General features: G+C 74.6%; 12 protein-coding genes. 8 read left to right on the forward strand and 4 right to left on the reverse strand.

Annotated elements, in window-relative coordinates; genetic code table 11:
- Nucleotides 1-119: 119 nt before the first annotated feature.
- From PH190_RS19730 to PH190_RS19750, 5 genes are all read left to right on the forward strand, one after another.
- Nucleotides 120-1,208 carry an ABC transporter ATP-binding protein gene (locus PH190_RS19730; RefSeq protein ID WP_274233235.1) on the forward strand — a complete coding sequence of 363 codons (1,089 nt, stop codon included), beginning with the start codon at nucleotides 120-122 and terminating at the stop codon, nucleotides 1,206-1,208.
- Nucleotides 1,205-1,834, forward strand: a complete 630-nt coding sequence (locus PH190_RS19735; protein ID WP_274233236.1) for an ABC transporter permease — start codon at nucleotides 1,205-1,207, stop codon at nucleotides 1,832-1,834. The genes PH190_RS19730 and PH190_RS19735 overlap by 4 nt, the downstream gene beginning before the upstream one ends.
- A 2-nt stretch (nucleotides 1,835-1,836) precedes the next feature.
- A complete protein-coding gene (locus tag PH190_RS19740; protein WP_274233237.1) occupies nucleotides 1,837-2,601 on the forward strand; it encodes an ABC transporter permease in 765 nt (254 codons plus the stop codon).
- Nucleotides 2,602-2,614: 13 nt separating this feature from the next.
- Nucleotides 2,615-3,541 carry an ABC transporter substrate-binding protein gene (locus PH190_RS19745; RefSeq protein ID WP_274233238.1) on the forward strand — a complete coding sequence of 309 codons (927 nt, stop codon included), beginning with the start codon at nucleotides 2,615-2,617 and terminating at the stop codon, nucleotides 3,539-3,541.
- Nucleotides 3,542-3,650: 109 nt separating this feature from the next.
- Entirely contained in the window at nucleotides 3,651-4,664 is a 1,014-nt protein-coding gene (locus tag PH190_RS19750; protein ID WP_274233239.1) for a CobW family GTP-binding protein, read from the forward strand.
- A 94-nt stretch (nucleotides 4,665-4,758) separates the two neighbouring features.
- Here the strand turns inward: PH190_RS19750 and PH190_RS19755 are convergent, their stop codons facing one another.
- From PH190_RS19755 to PH190_RS19765, 3 genes are all read right to left on the reverse strand, one after another.
- Nucleotides 4,759-4,935: a DUF6104 family protein gene (locus PH190_RS19755; RefSeq protein WP_274191560.1), complete on the reverse strand. Its 177-nt coding sequence runs from the start codon at nucleotides 4,933-4,935 to the stop codon at nucleotides 4,759-4,761.
- Between the two features lie 6 nt (nucleotides 4,936-4,941).
- Complete coding sequence (locus PH190_RS19760) at nucleotides 4,942-8,829, reverse strand: multifunctional oxoglutarate decarboxylase/oxoglutarate dehydrogenase thiamine pyrophosphate-binding subunit/dihydrolipoyllysine-residue succinyltransferase subunit (RefSeq protein ID WP_337993835.1); 3,888 nt, start codon at nucleotides 8,827-8,829, stop codon at nucleotides 4,942-4,944.
- A gap of 319 nt (nucleotides 8,830-9,148) precedes the next feature.
- Entirely contained in the window at nucleotides 9,149-13,084 is a 3,936-nt protein-coding gene (locus PH190_RS19765; protein ID WP_274233241.1) for an ABC transporter ATP-binding protein, read from the reverse strand.
- 266 nt (nucleotides 13,085-13,350) lie between these two features.
- Between PH190_RS19765 and PH190_RS19770 the strand changes: the two genes are divergently transcribed.
- The 3 genes from PH190_RS19770 to PH190_RS19780 are packed head-to-tail and all read left to right on the forward strand — an operon-like array spanning nucleotide 13,351 to nucleotide 15,728.
- Nucleotides 13,351-14,001: a cysteine dioxygenase gene (locus PH190_RS19770; protein ID WP_274233242.1), complete on the forward strand. Its 651-nt coding sequence runs from the start codon at nucleotides 13,351-13,353 to the stop codon at nucleotides 13,999-14,001.
- An 18-nt stretch (nucleotides 14,002-14,019) separates the two neighbouring features.
- Complete coding sequence (locus PH190_RS19775; protein WP_274233243.1) at nucleotides 14,020-14,469, forward strand: rhodanese-like domain-containing protein; 450 nt, start codon at nucleotides 14,020-14,022, stop codon at nucleotides 14,467-14,469.
- Complete coding sequence (locus PH190_RS19780; RefSeq protein WP_274233244.1) at nucleotides 14,466-15,728, forward strand: amidohydrolase; 1,263 nt, start codon at nucleotides 14,466-14,468, stop codon at nucleotides 15,726-15,728. The genes PH190_RS19775 and PH190_RS19780 overlap by 4 nt, the downstream gene beginning before the upstream one ends.
- On the opposite strand, the gene PH190_RS19785 is transcribed toward PH190_RS19780, so the two are convergent.
- Nucleotides 15,725-17,017 carry an MFS transporter gene (locus tag PH190_RS19785; RefSeq protein ID WP_274233245.1) on the reverse strand — a complete coding sequence of 431 codons (1,293 nt, stop codon included), beginning with the start codon at nucleotides 17,015-17,017 and terminating at the stop codon, nucleotides 15,725-15,727. The two genes, PH190_RS19780 and PH190_RS19785, sit on opposite strands and share 4 nt — an antisense overlap.
- Nucleotides 17,018-17,088 lie beyond the last annotated feature (71 nt).

Raw genomic sequence — 17,088 nt, forward strand, 5'->3', positions numbered from 1 at the left:
ACCGGGAGGTGTCGGGTGCCGGTGATCGGTCGCGGGCGTCGGGGGGCCCGGTTAGATTCACGCGCTGACCCGGTGGCCGACCCGTGAGCCGCCGGACACCGAACCCGGGGGCCAGGCACGTGATCGAGTTCCGGGGTGTGGGCAAGCGTTTCCCCGACGGCACGGTGGGCCTCGACTCCCTGACGCTGACGGCGCGCGAGGGCGAGATCACGGTGCTGGTCGGGCCGTCGGGCTGCGGCAAGACCACGTCGCTGCGCACGGTCAACCGGATGGTCGAGCCGACGTCGGGCTCGGTGCACCTCGACGGCCGCGACGTCGCCGAGGGCGACCCGGCGGAGCTGCGCCGCGGCATCGGCTACGTCATCCAGCAGGCGGGCCTGTTCCCGCACCGGCGGGTGATCGACAACGTCGCCACCGTCCCGGTGCTCCAGGGCCTGTCGCGGCGTGAGGCGCGCGCCCGCGCGGCCGAGGTCCTCGAGCGCGTCGGGCTCGACGCCACGCTCGCGCAGCGCTGGCCCGCGCAGCTCTCCGGCGGCCAGCAGCAGCGCGTCGGTGTCGCGCGGGCCCTCGCCGGTGACGCGCCGGTGCTGCTCATGGACGAGCCGTTCTCCGCGGTCGACCCCGTGGTGCGCGTCGAGCTGCAGGACGAGCTGCTGCGCCTGCAGGCCGACCTCGGCAAGACCATCCTGTTCGTCACCCACGACATCGACGAGGCGATCCGCCTGGGCGACCGGGTGGCGGTGCTGCGCGTCGGCGGCCGGCTCGCCCAGTTCGCCCCGCCGGACGAGCTGCTCGCCGCCCCGGCCGACGACTTCGTCGCCGGCTTCGTGGGGCGCGACCGCGGCTACCGGCGCCTGGGCTTCGTGCCGGCCACCGCGCTGCGGCTCTCCGACCTGCCCACGCGGGTCGAGGGCCCGGACGGCGCGGGCCCGCCGGGGGAGTGGACGGTGCTGCTCGACGGCGACCGGCCCGCGGCCTGGCTCGGTCCCGACGGCGCGCGCCACGACCTCGGCTCGCTCTACGTCACCGATGGGGGCCCGGACGGTACGGCCGCGTCCGACGGCGCCGGCACCCTGCGCGGGGCGCTCGACGCGACGCTGAGCTCGCCGGCGGGCCGCGGCGTGGCCGTCGACGGCGAGGGCCGCTACCGGGGCGGGGTGGACGCGGACGACGTCCTGGCGCTGCTGGAGAGGGACCCGGCCCGGTGAGGGCCTTCGGGTACGACCTCGACGTCCTCGTCGTCGCCCACGTCCTGCTGGCGCTGGTACCCGTGCTGGTCGGGCTGCTCCTCGCCCTGCCGCTGGGCTGGTGGGCGCACCGCTCGCCGGCCGCGCGACGGGTGCTCGTGCCGCTGTCCGGCGCGCTCTACACCGTCCCGTCCCTCGCACTGATCGTGTTCATCCCGGTCGTGCTGGGCACGCCCATCCTCAGCCCGGTCAACGTCGGGCTGACCCTGACGATCTACACGGTGGCGCTGCTCGTGCGCAGCGTAGCCGAGGCCCTCGACGCGGTGCCGGCGACGGTCACCACGGCAGCGGTCGCGGTCGGCTACCGGCCCGCGGGCCTGCTGTTCGGGGTGCAGCTCCCGCTGGCCGTCCCGGTGCTCACCGCGGGCGTGCGCGTCGCGTCGGTGTCGGCGTTCTCGCTGGTCACCGTGGGTGCGCTGGTGGGCATCCAGTCGCTGGGCACGCTGATGACCGACGGCTTCCAGCAGGACTACACGGCGATGGTGGCCACCGGCATCGTCGGCTCGGTCGTCCTCGCGTTCGTGTTCGACGCGCTGTGGCTCGCGCTCGGGCGCGCGCTCACGCCGTGGTCGCGGGCGGGGGTGTAGCCGTGCTCGGTCGTCTCGGCGAGTGGTTCAGCGACCCCGCGCAGTGGAGCGGGCCCGCCGGCATCCCCGCCCGCGTGCTCGAGCACCTCGGGTACACCGTCCTCGCCGTCGCCATCGCGGCGGTGATCGCGCTGCCGATCGGCGCGCTGATCGGCCACACGCGCCGCGGCGGGCTCGTCGTCGTCGGCGTCGCCAACGGCCTGCGCGCGCTGCCCGAGCTCGGCGTGCTCGTGCTGTTCGTGCTGCTGCTGGGCCTCGGGCTGCTGCCGCCGACCCTCGCGCTCGTGCTGCTCGCCATCCCGCCGCTGCTCGCCGGCGCCTACTCCGGGGTCGCCGGGGCCGACCCCGGCGCGGTCGACGCGGCGCGCGGCATGGGGATGCGGGAGCGCCAGATCCTGCTGCAGGTCGAGGTGCCCGCCGCCGTGCCGCTCGTCCTCGGCGGGCTGCGCTTCGCGACGCTGCAGGTGGTCGCGACGGCCACCATCGCCGCGTACGTCGGCCTCGGCGGGCTCGGGCGCTACATCATCGACGGCTTCGCCGTGCGCGACTTCCCGCAGATGCTCGGCGGCGCCCTGGTCGTCGCGGTGCTCTCGGTCGTCGTCGAGCTCGTGCTGCAGGGCCTCGGCCGCCTCGTCACCCCCGGCCCCGACCGGCTGCGGCTGCGCCGCGCGCCCGTCCCGGCCGCCCCGATCCCGGCCGCCCCTACCCCGACCGCCCCGACCTCGCCCGCCCCGACCCCGGACGCGTCGACCCAGGCGTCCTCGTGAGAAAGGCCCGACCGTGATCCGATCCCCGCGCGCGCTGATCGTGGCGGCGCTCGCCGCCGTCGGCGTGCTCCTCGCCGGCTGCGGCGGCGAGTCCGACCCGCTCGCCACCGCGCCCGCCGGCCCCTCGGCCCAGGGCACGGTCCGCATCGGCTCGGCGAACTTCACCGAGAACCGGCTGCTCGCCGAGATCTACGCGACGGCCCTGGAGACCCGCGGCGTCACCGTCGAGCGGCGCTTCGGCATCGGCAGCCGCGAGACGTACTTCCCGGCCGTCGAGCGCGGCGAGATCGACCTCGTGCCCGACTACACCGGCAACCTGCTGCAGTTCCTCGACCCGCAGACCACCGCCACCGCGTCGGACCAGGTCTACCAGCAGATCACGGGTCGCCTCCCGCAGCAGCTCCAGCTGCTCGAGCAGAGCCCCGCGGAGGACAAGGACGCCGTCGTCGTCACCCGCGCCTTCGCCACGCAGAACAACCTGCGCTCGATCGAGGACCTCGCCCCGCTGTGCCCGACGATCGCCTTCGGCGGCCCGCCGGAGTTCCAGCAGCGCGCCTACGGCGTGCCGGGCCTGCAGCGGCTCTACAACTGCACGTTCCGCGAGTTCCGCGCCCTCGACGCCGGCGGCCCGCTGACGGTCGCGGCGCTGCGCGACGGCACGGTGCAGGCGGCCGACCTGTTCACCACCGACGCCTCGATCCCCGAGAACGACTTCGTCATCCTCGAGGACCCGCGGTCGAACTTCGCGGCGCAGAACGTGGTGCCGCTGGTCAACCGGGCGAAGGCGGCCGACCCGCGCGTCACCGACACGCTCAACCAGATCTCCCAGCGCATGGACACCACGCAGCTCACGGCGCTCAACCAGCGCCTCGCGGGGCCCGACCGCCCCGATCCGGCCCAGGTCGCCCGCGACTGGCTGAACCAGGCGGGCATCCGGTAGCGCGCCTGTCCCCCCGGAGCGAACGGGTATCTCGCGGCCTCTACGCGCGCGAACTCCCCGTTCGCTCCGGGTGCCGGGCCGCCCAGGGTCGGCGTGCGAGGGTGGACGCGTGCCCCGTCGCGTCCCCGTCGTGCTGGTCGCCGGTCGCCTCGGGGTCGGCAAGTCGACGCTGGTCAACCATCTGCTGCGCCGCGCCGACGGGATCCGGGTCGGCGTCGTCGTCAACGACTTCGGGGCGATCGGCATCGACGCGATGCTGGTGGCGGGGCAGGCCAGCGCGGTGACCTCGCTGGCCGACGGGTGCCTGTGCTGCACCACCGACGCCAACGGCCTCGCCGGGCTGCTCGCCGAGCTGACGGCGCCGTCGGCCCGCCTGGACCTGGTCGTCGTGGAGGCCAGCGGCCTCGCCGAGCCCCGCGAGCTGGTGCGCCTGCTGCTCGACGCGGTCGCGGGCGAGGCGCGGCACGCGGCGTACGGCGGGCTGGTGGTGGTCGTCGACGCCGGCGCCGAGCCCGGCGCCGCGGGGGAGCAGGACGGGGTGATCCGCCTCGCCGACCTCGTGGTGCTCAACCAGGTCGACCGTGTCGCCGACCCCGCCCCGCTGCTCGCGTCCCTGCGGGCGATCGCCCCCGGTCCGGTGCTCCCCGTGGTGCGCGGGGCGCTCGACCCCGCGCTGCTCGTCGACCCGCCGGCCCGCCGCCGCCCGCCGCGGTCGGGCCAGCTGTCGTTCGACGTGCTCCTGCGCGAGGAGCACCCCGCCGACGAGCACGCCCACGCCGCCTGGGAGAGCGTCGCGGTGGAGCGGGACGCCCCGCTCGACCCGGCGCGGTTCGCGACGTTCCTCGAGGCGGGGCCGGCCGGGGTGTTCCGGTCCAAGGGCGTGGTGCGCTTCCCCGGCGCCGCCCCGTTCGTCGTGCAGACGGTCGGGACGGCGATCCGGGTGCGCCCCGCGCCGCGCTCCGTGGACGTCGCCGGCGCCCGGCTGGTGTTCCTCGGCGCCGGGCTCGACGGGGCGGGTCTGGAGGCGGCGATCGACGCCTGCGCGGCCGACCCCGCCCGCCCGGAGCCCTCGCTGCTGCCGGTGCTGCGCTACGAGGAGTCCGAGCGGGTCGACGCCGTCTGAGCACCCCACCACGGCAGCGAACGCGCTGTTCGCTGCCTCTAGGCGCGCGAACTCCCCGTTCGCTCCGGCTGCCGGGTCGGCCGGGGCGACGCGGCTACTCGTCGTCGCTGTCGTCGCGGGCGAGGAAGGTCGCGAACCGGTCGGCCGCCCCGGCGTGCTCGGGGTGGGCGTCGACGAAGGCGCGGAGGCGGTCGGCCAGCCAGGCCAGGCTGACCTCCTCCTCGCCCCGCCGGTCCTCGAGCTCCTCGATCCCGCGGTCCGTGAAGTACACGACCGGCTAGTCCGCGAGCGCCTCGGCGATGAGCGCCTTCTGCTCCACCTCGTGCACCTTCGCCACGCCGGCGGCCGGGGCGGCCATGCGGCGCCGCGAGATGCGCGTGATGTGGGGCAGGCGGCCGTTCATCCGCTCCGGCAGCCACAGGCCCAGGAACGGCCAGGCGCCCTGGTTGGCCGGCTCCTCCTGCACCCAGCGGACGTCGCCGCCCGCGTTCGGGTACCGGTCGAGGACGGCCGCGAGCTCCTCGGTGGCCAGCGGGTAGAGCTGCTCCATCCGCACGATCGCGGTGTCGTGGGTGCGGCCCGCCTTCTCCCGCGCGGCGACCAGCTCGTAGTAGATCTTGCCGGCGCACAGCAGGAGGCGGGTGACGCCGTCGGTGCCTCCGTCGGCGAACGCCGGGTCGTCGAGGATCGGCCGGTAGCCGCCGGAGGTGAACTCCTCCACCGGGCTGACCGCCGCCTTGTTCCGCAGCATCGACTTCGGCGTGAAGACGACCAGCGGGCGGCGCACCCCGTCGGTGGCGTGGCGGCGCAGCAGGTGGAAGTAGTTCGCCGGGCTCGACGGCAGCGCGACCGTCATCGACCCCTCGGCGCACAGCTGCAGGAAGCGCTCGATGCGGCCCGAGGTGTGGTCCGGGCCCTGGCCCTCGTGGCCGTGCGGCAGCAGCAGCACGACGTCGGAGGTCTGGCCCCACTTGGCCTCGCCGGACGAGATGAACTCATCGATGATCGACTGGGCGCCGTTGACGAAGTCGCCGAACTGGGCTTCCCAGAGCACGAGCGCCTCGTGGTTGGCCACCGAGTAGCCGTACTCGAAGCCGACCGCCGCGAACTCCGAGAGCGCCGAGTCGTAGGGCATGAACTTGCCCTGGTCGGCGGTCAGGTGGCGCAGCGGCACGTACTCCGAGCCGTCGTGGCGGTCGATGATCACCGAGTGGCGCTGGACGAACGTGCCCCGCCGCGAGTCCTGGCCGGACAGCCGCACGAGCTTGCCGTCGATGAGCAGCGAGCCCCACGCCAGCAGCTCGGCGTACGCCCAGTCGATGCCCTCCTCGGTGTCGGTCGCCGCGGCCTTGCCCCGGCGGTCGAGGACGGGCTTGACGCGTGGGTGCACCGCGAAGTTGTCGGGCAGGTCGGTGTGCGCCCGGGCGATCCGCTGGATGACGTCCAGCGGCACCGCGGTCTGCAGCGAGTTCGGCACGGCCTGCTCGTACTCGACCGAGGGGCTGGGCTCGGGGTCGGCCTTCTCCAGCTCGCGGACCTCGTTGAACACGTGCTCGAGCTGGCTGCCGTAGTCGCGCAGCGCGTGCTCGGCCTCGTCGAGGGAGATGTCGCCGCGGCCGATCAGCGACTCGGTGTAGGTCTTGCGCACCGAGCGCTTGGCGTCGATGACGTCGTACATCTCCGGCTGGGTCATCGAGGGGTCGTCGCCCTCGTTGTGGCCCCGCCGGCGGTAGCAGATCATGTCGATCACGACGTCGGAGTTCCAGCGCTCGCGGAACTCGACGGCGAGGCGCGCCACCCAGACGCAGGCCTCGGGGTCGTCGCCGTTCACGTGGAAGACCGGCGCGTCGATCATCTTCGCCACGTCGGTGCAGTAGTGCGTCGAGCGGGTGTGCTCGGGCGCGGTGGTGAAGCCGACCTGGTTGTTGACGATCACGTGCACGGTGCCGCCGGTGCGGTACCCGCGCAGCAGCGCGAGGTTCAGCGTCTCGGCGACCACGCCCTGGCCGGCGAACGCGGCGTCGCCGTGCAGGGCGACGGGCAGGACGGTGAAGCCCTCCGGGCCCTTGTCGAGCATGTCCTGCTTGGCCCGCACGATGCCCTGCATCACGGGGTCGACGGCCTCGAGGTGCGAGGGGTTCGACGTCAGCGACACCGTGGTCTCGCCGTCGCCGAACATGCGGAAGAACTTGCCCTCGGCGCCGAGGTGGTACTTCACGTCGCCGGAGCCGTGCGCCTGGCCCGGGTCGAGGTTGCCCTCGAACTCGCGGAAGATCTGCGACACCGGCTTGCCGACGATGTTCGCCAGCACGTTGAGGCGCCCGCGGTGGGGCATGCCGATGACGACCTCGTCGAGCTCGTGCGCCGCGGCCGTGTCGAGCACCGCGTCGAGCAGCGGGATCACGGTCTCCGCGCCCTCGAGCGAGAAGCGCTTCTGCCCGACGTACTTGGTCTGCAGGAACGCCTCGAACGCCTCGGCCGCGTTGAGCTTCGAGAGGATGTACTTCTGCTCGGCGACCGGCACCTTCTCGTGCGGGCGCTCGATACGCTCCTGGAGCCAGGTGCGCTTCTCGGGGTCGAGGATGTGCATGTACTCGACGCCCATGGTGCGGCAGTACGAGTCGCGCAGGACGCCGAGGACGTCGCGCAGCTTCATGCACCCGCGCCCGGCGAACCCGTCGACGGGGAACTCGCGGTCGAGGTCCCAGAGCGTCAGGCCGTGCGACGCGATGTCGAGGTCGGGGTGCTTGCGCTGGGGGTGCGACAGCGGGTCGGTGTCGGCCATGAGGTGGCCGCGCGTGCGGTACGCGTCGATCAGCTCGATGATCCGCGCAGTGCGGTCGATCTGCGACGACGGCAGGTCCTGGCGCCAGCGGATCGGCTCGTAGGGGATCCGCAGCGACGCGAAGATGTCGTCGTAGAAGCCGTCCTCGCCGAGCACGAGGTGGTGGATGCGGCGCAGGAAGTCGCCGGACTCGGCGCCCTGGATGATCCGGTGGTCGTACGTGGACGTCAGCGTGATGATCTTGCTGATGCCCATGTCGGCGAGCTTCTCCTCGCTCGCCCCCTGGAACTCGGCGGGGTACTCCATCGCGCCGACGCCGACGATGGTGCCCTGGCCGACGGTCAGGCGCGGCACCGAGTGGTTGGTGCCGATGGTGCCCGGGTTGGTCAGCGAGATGGTGACGCCGGCGAAGTCCTCGCTGGTCAGCGAGCCGGTGCGGGCCTTGCGCACCATGTCCTCGTAGGCGGCCCAGAACTGGGCGAAGCTCATGTTCTCGGTGCCCTTGAGGGCCACCACCACGAGCGAGCGCGAGCCGTCCTTGCCCGGCAGGTCCATCGCCAGGCCGAGGTTCACGTGACCGGGGTCGACGACGGCGGGCTTGCCCTTCTCGTCCTCGCCGTAGTGCCGGTTCATGTTGGGGAACGCCTGCAGGGCGCGCACCATGGCGTAGCCGAGCAGGTGGGTGAACGAGACCTTCCCGCCGCGCGTGCGCCGCAGGTGGTTGTTGATGACGATGCGGTTGTCGGCGAGCAGCTTCGCCGGCACCGCGCGCACGCTGGTGGCCGTCGGCAGCTGCAGCGACGCCGTCATGTTCTTGGCGATCGCGTTCGCGGCACCGCGCAGCGGCTTGGTGGTCTCGACCGCGCCGTTCGAGGCGCCCGGCTGGGCCGACTTCGCCGGGCTCGTCGTGCCGGCCGCGGGCTTGCTCGCCGCGTCACGGTCGCCGGTCGGGGTCGAGGTCGGCGTGGCCGGGCGGCTCGGGGTGGTGGCCTGGCTGCCGGCCTGGCTGTTCTTCCTCGCGGGCGCCGTCGCGGAGCCGCTCGAGGACGACGTGCTCGTCGTGCCGCTGCTCGCGGTGGTCGACGAGGTGGTCGACGAGGTGGTCGACGAGGTGGTCGACGAGGTGGTCGACGAAGAGCCCGACGCGGTGCCCGCCGGCGGGGCCTCGGTGCTCGCCGGCGCGGCGTCGTCGCCGGCGTCCTGGTCCGCCTCGGCAGCCTCGGCCGACCCGCCCGACAGCGGCCGGGAGCCGTTCGCGGCGTTGCCGGCGCTCGCGTGGGCGCCCGCCTCGTCGGGGGCGGTGTCCGGGCTGTAGTCGGCGAAGAAGTCGTGCCACGCGGAGTCGACGGAGTCGGGGTCGGCCAGGTAGCGCTGGTACATCTCGTCGACCAGCCACTCGTTGGGTCCGAACTGGGCGGTCGGGCTACTACTCGACACGACTAGGGATCGCCTCAATCAATCGTCGCGGTGGCGTCGGAAGCGTGTCCAGATTAGCGCTTGACACCGCGCGGGGCCGGTGCCCTGTCGCCTACTGCACCGGTCCACACCCGCCCGGACAGCTGCTCCGGTGGTGCTGCGCCGTCCGCTCCACACGGTACGTGCCCGAAATCACGCGTTCGGCGGTCGACCGCGGCGGTTCCCCCGGTTCCTGTCCGTCAGGGTGAACCGCGAGCGGGGCTGCTCGCGCCGGACGCCACCCTCAGCCCACCCGCGCGAGGTCGTCGTCGGCGAGCCCGTCGACGCCGTCGCTGCCGAACGCGTCGTCGACCGTCCCGGCCCCGGCCAGCCACAGGCGCGCGTAGGCGCCGTCGCGGGCGAGGAGCTCGTCGTGCGTGCCCTCCTCGAGGATGCGGCCGCCGTCGATCACCACGATGTGGTCGGCCCGCGCGGCGGTCGCGAGCCGGTGGGCCACGACGAAGGTGGTCCGCGGGGCCGCGAGCCGCTCGCCGGCCGCGAGCACCGCGCCCTCGGTGGCGGGGTCGAGGGCGGCGGTGGCCTCGTCGAGCAGCAGCAGGCGCGGGTCGACCAGCTCGGCACGGGCGAGGGCGACGAGCTGGCGCTGCCCGGCGGACAGGCCGCCGCCCCGCTCGCCGACGGGCTGGCGGAAGCCGCCCGGCAGGGTGCCGATCATGTCGAGCGCGCCGACGTCGCGCGCCGCCTGCTCGATGCGGGCCGGGGTGGCCTCGGGGTCGCCGTAGGCGATGTTCGACGCGACGTCGCCGACGAACAGGTGCGCCTCCTGCGGGACGACGCCCAGGTGCCGGTGCAGCGTCGGCAGGTCGTGGTCGCGGACGTCGACACCGTCGATGAGCACCGCGCCCGACGTGGCGTCGTAGAACCGCGCGACGAGCTTCACCACGGTCGACTTGCCCGCACCCGTGGCGCCGACCAGCGCGACGGTGCGCCCGGCCGGCACGTGCAGCGAGAAGCCCGACAGCGCCGGCGTCTCGGCGCCGGCGTAGGAGAAGCCGACGTCGCGCAGCTCGACCTCGCCGCGCAGGTCGCCCCGCGCCACCGGGTGCTCGGGTGCGGGCACCGACGTCGGCGTGCGCAGCAGCTCGCCGATGCGCAGCAGGCCGATGCGGGCCTGCTGGTAGCCGTCGAACACCTGCGAGAGCTGCTGGACCGGGCCGAAGAACATCGCGAGGTAGAGCAGGAACGCGGCGAGCACGCCGGGGGACAGGCCACCGGTGGCCACGCGTGCCGCGCCGACACCGAGCACCGCGGCCTGGGCGAGGTCCGAGAGCATCGCGGCGAACGGGAAGTACGTGGCGATGAGGCGCTGGGCCCGCAGCCGGGCCCGGCGGTAGGCGTCGCTGTTGTCGGCGAAGGTGGCCGCCGAGATCGCCTCGTGGGTGTGCGCCTGGGCGACCCGCAGGCCCGCGACGTTCTCCTGCAGGTCGGCGTTGACGACGCTGACCCGCTCGCGCGCCTCGGCGTACGCCACCGACACCAGGCGCCGGAAGATCACCGTCGCCACCACGAGCACCGGCATCACCGCGAGCGCGACCAGGGCCAGCTCGACGTCGGTGACGAGCAGGGCCACCGCGACGCCGATGATCGTCAGCAGGGCGACGACGGCCTGGGCGAGCCCGGTCTGCAGGAACGACGACAGGGCGTCGACGTCCGTCGTCATCCGCGTCATGATCCGGCCGCCGAGCTCGCGCTCGTAGTAGTCGAGGCCGAGGCGCTGCAGGTGGGCGAAGCTGCGGGTGCGCAGCAGGTAGAGCCGGCCCTCGCCGATCCGCGCGGTGAGCACGGTCTGCGCGGCGACGACCAGCCAGTCGACCGCCACCACGACGACGCCGAGCCCGACCGCCAGCCACAGCACGTCGAGCGAGCGCGACTGGATGCCGCCGTCGACGGCGAGGCGCGCGAGCGACGGGAAGGCGACGGTGGCGGCGGCGTCGAGGCCGATGAGCACGACGGCGACCGCGAGCGCCCACCGCACCGGACGCAGCAGCCGGCCCAGGCGGAAGGCCGGGTCGGGCGCCGTCGGGTCCTCGCCGTGCAGGTCGGGCTCCTCGGTGGCGGGCGGGAGCCGGTCGATCTGGGTGCGCATCTCGGGCGACCCGCCGCCGTCGATGCCGCCCGCGAGCGCCTCCGCCCCGACCGACACCACCGCGGGCGCCGGCGCGGGCACCGGTCGGTCGGGCGCGGGGTCGTCGGGCCAGAGGGCGCGGGTGATGGTGGGGGCGGGCACCGCGTCCACCGCGGGCACCGACTCCACCGCGGGCACCGCGTCGTCGCGGGCTGGGGCGTTCGCGTCCTCGTCGACCCGGCCGGTCTCGTCGATGCGCTCCGCCGGCCCGGCGAGCAGCTCGCGGAACAGCCGGCAGCGGGCCTCGAGCTCGGCGCGGGTGCCGACATCGACGACGCGGCCGCCGTCGAGCACGGCGATGCGGTCGGCGAGCGCCAGCGTGGAGCGCCGGTGGGCGATGACGAGCGTCGTGCGCTGGGCGGTGACCCGGCGCAGCGTCTCGCCGATGGCCGCCTCGGTGGTGGCGTCCACCGCGGAGGTGGCGTCGTCGAGGACGAGCACCCGGGGGTCGTAGAGCAGGGCGCGGGCGAGCGCGACGCGCTGGCGCTGGCCGCCGGAGAGCGTGAGGCCGCGCTCGCCGACGCGGGTGTCGTAGCCCTCGGGCAGCGCGGCGATGAAGCCGTCGGCCTGGGCCGCGACCGCGGCGGCGCGGACCTGCTCCTCGGTGGCGTCCGGGCAGCCGTAGGCGATGTTGGCCCGCACCGTGTCGGAGAAGAGGAACGCCTCCTCGAACACGACGCCGACCGCGCGCCGCAGCTCCTCGAGGTGCACGTCGCGCACGTCGACGAGGTCGTCGGCCGGGCCGATGCGCAGCGCGCCGCCCTGCACGTCGTAGAACCGCGGCGCGAGCAGGGCGACCGTCGACTTGCCCGAGCCCGCCGTGCCCACGAGCGCGACCGTCTCGCCCGCCCGGATGTCCAGCGACAGCCCGTCGAGCACCGGCTCGCTGCGCGCGTAGCCGAAGCGCACGTCGTCGAGCTGCACGCCGAGCGGGCCCTCGGGGATCGGGCGGGCGTCCGGGGCGTCGACGATCTCGGGCTGGGAGTCGATGAGCTCGTACACGCGCTCGACGCCGGCCCGCGCGAGCTGGCCCATGACGACCAGGCCCGCCACCAGCCGCGCCGGGCCGACGAGGGCCGCGACGTAGGCGGTGAACGCGATGAACACGCCCAGCGAGATCTGCCCGCCCACCGCGAGCACGCCGCCGAGCGCGAAGACGACGAGCTGCCCGACGGTCGGCAGCGCCGAGAGCGTGGGCGTGAGCTTCGCGTTGAGCCACGCCGCGCGCAGGCGCTCGGCATAGAGCCTGCGCGCCGCCTCGCGCAGCCGCCCGACCTCGCGCGTCTCCTGGCCGAAGCCCTTGACGACGCGCACCCCCGTGACGGTCTCCTCGACGTGCTGGGCGACCTCGGCCGCGCGCTGCTGCGCCGACCACGTCGCGGGGAAGAGCCGCCGGCGCATCCGCCCGGTGAACACCACGCCGATCGGCAGCACCACGAGCGAGACCACGGTGAGCAGCGGCGAGAGCCACATCATGATCGCCACCGACACGACGAGCTGCCCGAGCGTGCCCGCGACCAGCGGGACCATGCCCAGCAGGCCCTGGACCTGCTGGAGGTCGGAGTTCGCGCGCGAGACCACCTGGCCGGTGCGCAGCGCGTCCTGCTTCGGGCCGTCGAGCCGCGAGACCGACCCGAACACGCGGCGCCGCAGGTCGTGCTGGACGCCGAGCGACAGGCGTCCGCCCAGGTAGCGCCGCAGGAACGCCGCGCCGAACCGCACGACCGCGATGACGACCATGGCCGCGACGAGCAGCCCGAGGCCCTCGGTGGAGCCGGCGACGGCGCGGTCGACGGCGGTGCCGATGAGCAGCGGGCCGATCGCCTCGAGGCTGACCCCGAGGACGGAGGCGGTGAGGGACGCGACGGTGAGGGTGGGGCGACGCCAGCAGTCGCGGGCGAGGCGGCGGACCCATCCCTGGGTGGGGCGGGCCTGCTCGGTGGTGCGCTCCGTGGTGCCCTCCGGGGTGTGGTGGTGCGGGCGAGCCCCTCCACAGTAGGTCGGCCCACCGACAGCGCGCCGCGCCGAGCGCACACCATGATCGACACCGGGCCACGACCCGGAGGTGACGCGCCCCGGGCGGCGTGGTCCAATGTCGCCGTGCAGCACTTCCTCCTCGGCCCCCTCTGGGAGAGCCGTCGTGCGCACCTGTTCGACCAGTGGTGTCGCCGGGCCTGACGAGCCTCGTCGCGTGCCGACCGGCCGCGACGTCCCTCGCCCGCGCACCGCACCCCCACCCAGGACCGGCCCCGACGGCCGGGTGCGTGCGCGGACGCCCGCACCCCCGGAGGACGAGTCCCGTGACCGCCCTGGTCGACCACCCCACCCCCGTCACCACCCCCGCCGGCCCGGCCACCACCCCCGCCGGCCCCTTCACCCGCCCCCGCTCGCGGCGCCCCGACCGTCGTCGCTGGCAGGACGGCCCCACCCCGGCGAGCCTCGCCGACCTCGTCGCGCTCACCCGCGAGGTCGCCGCCGAGGTCGCCGTCGACGGGCGGGCCGGTCGCCACGACGTCACCGTCGACCCGGTCCACCGCTGGTCACGGCGCCTGCACGCCGACGAGCACCTCGACGTCTGGCTGATCTCCTGGACCACCGACCAGGCCGCCGAGCTGCACGACCACGGCGGCTCGCTCGGCGCGCTGACGGTCGTGCGCGGCGCCCTCACGGAGTGGCGCTGGAGCCCCGGCAGCGAGGACGACGGCACCTGCGCGGCCGAGGAGATCGCCGCCCGCGGGCCCGGGCTGCGCCGCCGCGTCGTCGACCCCGGCCGCAGCGTCGCCTTCGGCCTCGGCCACGTCCACGACGTCAGCAACCGGGCCGTCGAGACCGCCGTCAGCGTCCACGCCTACTCGCCGCCGCTGTCGGCGATGTCCTACTACGCGGTCGAGGGCGGCGTGCTGCGCCGCACGCGCTCGGAGCTCGTCGCGCCGGGAGAATCGCCCGAGTGAGCACCGCATGAGCACCGCATGAGCACCGTCGACGACCTCCTCGCCGCCGCCCGGGCCCGCCTGCACCGCCTCGAGCCCGACGAGGCCGCGGCGGCCGTGGCCGACGGCGCCCGACTGGTCGACATCCGGCCCGGCTGGCAGCGCCTCGACGAGGGGACGGTGCCGGGCGCCCTCGTCATCGAGCGCAACCACCTGGAGTGGCGCCTCGACCCGACCTCCGACGCGCGGGTCGCCGAGGTCACCGACCACGACCAGCAGTGGATCGTGCTGTGCTCCGAGGGCTACACGTCCTCGCTGGCCGCGGCGGCGCTGCTGGACCTCGGGCTGCACCGCGCCACCGACGTCGCCGGCGGCTTCCGCGCCTGGTCCGCGGCGGGCCTGCCCACCGCACCGGGGTCCGACGAGCGCCCGGGGTACGCGCAGCGCCGAGAGCACGGGGCCTCCCCGACGCACGGAGGCACCTCGTGACGGCACGGCTCGGCACCGGGCTCGACGACCGGCTCCCCGACGTGGTCGCGCTCTACCGCGACCTGCACGCCCACCCCGAGCTCGCCTTCGCCGAGCACCGCACCGCCGCACGGCTGGCCGAGCGGCTGCGCGCGCTCGGCCTCGAGGTGACGACGGGGGTCGGCGGCACCGGGGTGGTCGGGGTGCTGCGCAACGGCGACGGGCCGACCGTGCTGCTGCGTGCGGACATGGACGGCCTGCCGGTGGCCGAGGTCGACACCGTCGCGCACCGCAGCCGCGACACCGCCGTCGGCGCCGACGGGGTGACCGTGCCGGTGATGCACGCGTGCGGCCACGACACGCACATGGCGGCGCTGGTCGGCGCGCTGGCCTGCCTCGCGGCCGACCGCTCGGGCTGGTCGGGCACGGTCGTCGCGGTGATGCAGCCGGCCGAGGAGGTCGGCGGCGGCTCCCGCGCGATGCTCGCCGACGGGTTCCTCGAGCGCTTCGGGCCGATCGACGTGTCCCTCGGTCAGCACGTGACCTCGGCACCGGCGGGCCACCTCTACGCGCGCGGCGGGGTGTTCATGGCCGCCGCCGACAGCCTGCGCGTCACCGTGCTCGGGCGCGGCGGCCACGGCTCGACACCCCACGTCACCGTCGACCCGGTCGTCATCGCCGCCGCGATCGTGCTCCGACTGCAGACGATCGTGGCCCGCGAGGTCGCCCCGGCCGACACCGCGGTGGTCACCGTCGGGTCGCTGCACGCGGGCCACCAGGAGAACGTCATCCCCGACCGCGCCGAGCTGAAGATCAACGTCCGGACGTTCGACCCGGACGTGCGGGCGCGGGTGCTCGCGGCGGTCGAGCGCATCGTGCGCGCCGAGGCCGCGGCGGCCGGTGCCCCGGAGGAGCCGGTCATCGCCCCGCTGACCGACTTCCCGCTGCTGGTCAACGACGTCGAGGCCACCGAGCGGGTGCGGGCGGCGTTCGCGGCGGCGTTCGGCGAGGACGCCGTCCACGAGGCCCCGCGCCGCTCGGGCAGCGAGGACTTCGGGTGCTTCGGCGAGGCCGCCGGCGTGCCGTCGGTGTTCTGGAACTTCGGTGGGCTCGACCCGGACCTCTACGCCGCCGACGCGCAGCAGCCCGAGGCCGCCGTGGCGAGCGGGCGCGCCCCGGGCGTGCACAGCCCGCACTTCGTGCCGACCGCGCTCGACCCGGTGCTGCGCCGCGCCGTCGAGGCGGTGCTCGTCGCCGCGGGGTGCTGGCTGGCCGACTAGGTCGTGCTCTCCTGCACGTGCCGTCCGAGTGCCGCGCGGAACGCCTCGGGCGTCTGCGGCGTCACGAGCGCCCCGACGATCGCGATGACCGCCCCGACCACGAGGAACGTGAAGGCGACCTCGTACGAGAACGCCTCGGCCAGGGCGCCCATGACGAACGGCGAGATCGCGCCCGCGAACTGGCCGCCGAAGTTGACCATCCCGCCGCCGACACCGGCGTAGCGCGCCGGCAGCATCCGCAGCGGCAGGCCGAAGATCTGCATGTACGCGAGGTACATGACGAGCGTCCCGCAGGTCTCCCAGGCCACGAACTCGACGGCGCTGTCGGCCTGCACCATGAGCAGCAGGAGCACCGCGGTGACCAGCATGACGGGCACGACGACGCGGCGGTGGTTGCCGCGCATCCACCGGTCGAAGATCACGCCGCCGAGCACCATGCTGATCGCCGCGCCCACCCACGGCACCCCGGAGAGCAGCCCCGCCCCGGTCAGCGACACGCCCTTGGTCTCGCGCAGGAACGACGGGACCCACGACACCAGGCCCCAGCCGATGATGTTGAAGCCACAGAACATCAGGGTGAAGCGCCACATCACCGACGACCGCAGCAGTCGCAGGGCCTGCCTCGGCGGGACCTGCTCGGGGAGCCCGGCGTCCTGCTCGTCGGCGGTGCCCGCCTCGGCCGGGGTCAGGCGGCGCGGCAGGCCCCGCCACAGGACGAGCACCATGAGCACGCCGAGCACGGCCGCCGCGAAGAACGCGCCACGCCAGCCCAGCGCGAGGATCAGCGGGGCGGCGACGACCGGGGCGATGGCCGAGCCGAGGGGGTTCGACGCCGACATCGCCCCGTTGGCGGTCATGCGCTGGGCGCGGGTGGTCCGCTCGCTGATCGCCTTGATCGACGCGGCCGGGAAGATGCCCTGGAAGACGCCGAACACCGCCCGGATGACGATCATCGACCAGAGGCCGCGGGCGAGCCCGCACGCCGCGGTGAACACCGACCAGCCGGCGGCGGCCACCAGCATGGTCCGCTTCGCGCCCCAGCTGTCGGCGAGGATCCCGCCCGGGATCTGGAACAGCGCGTAGGTCACGAAGAACGAGGTGAGGACGAGGCCCTGCAGGGTCTCGCCCGCCCCGAACTCGGCGCCGATCTCGGGCAGGGCGAGGGTGATGACCAGGCGGTCGATGTAGTCGACGAGCCACGTCACGAACAGCACCACCACCGTGACCACGGCGATCCGCCGCGACGGGCCGCGCTGTTCCTGACGGGCAACTGACGTCTCGGCGGACACGCGGCGACCTCCCTGGTGAGCGGTGCGCAGGAGTGTGCCGAGCGCGGACCACCCCGGTGCTCGTCGACGCG

The sequence above is a fragment of the Actinomycetospora straminea genome (genome assembly GCF_028737255.1).
In the GTDB taxonomy this organism is placed as follows: Bacteria; Actinomycetota; Actinomycetes; order Mycobacteriales; family Pseudonocardiaceae; genus Actinomycetospora; species Actinomycetospora straminea.

Coding starts and splice junctions, on each gene's coding strand:
- PH190_RS19775 (WP_274233243.1), top strand. CDS start 14,020: ATGAGCACCGTCGACGACCTCCTCGCCGCCGCCCGGGCCCGCCTGCAC.
- PH190_RS19760 (WP_337993835.1), bottom strand. CDS start 8,829: ATGTACCAGCGCTACCTGGCCGACCCCGACTCCGTCGACTCCGCGTGG.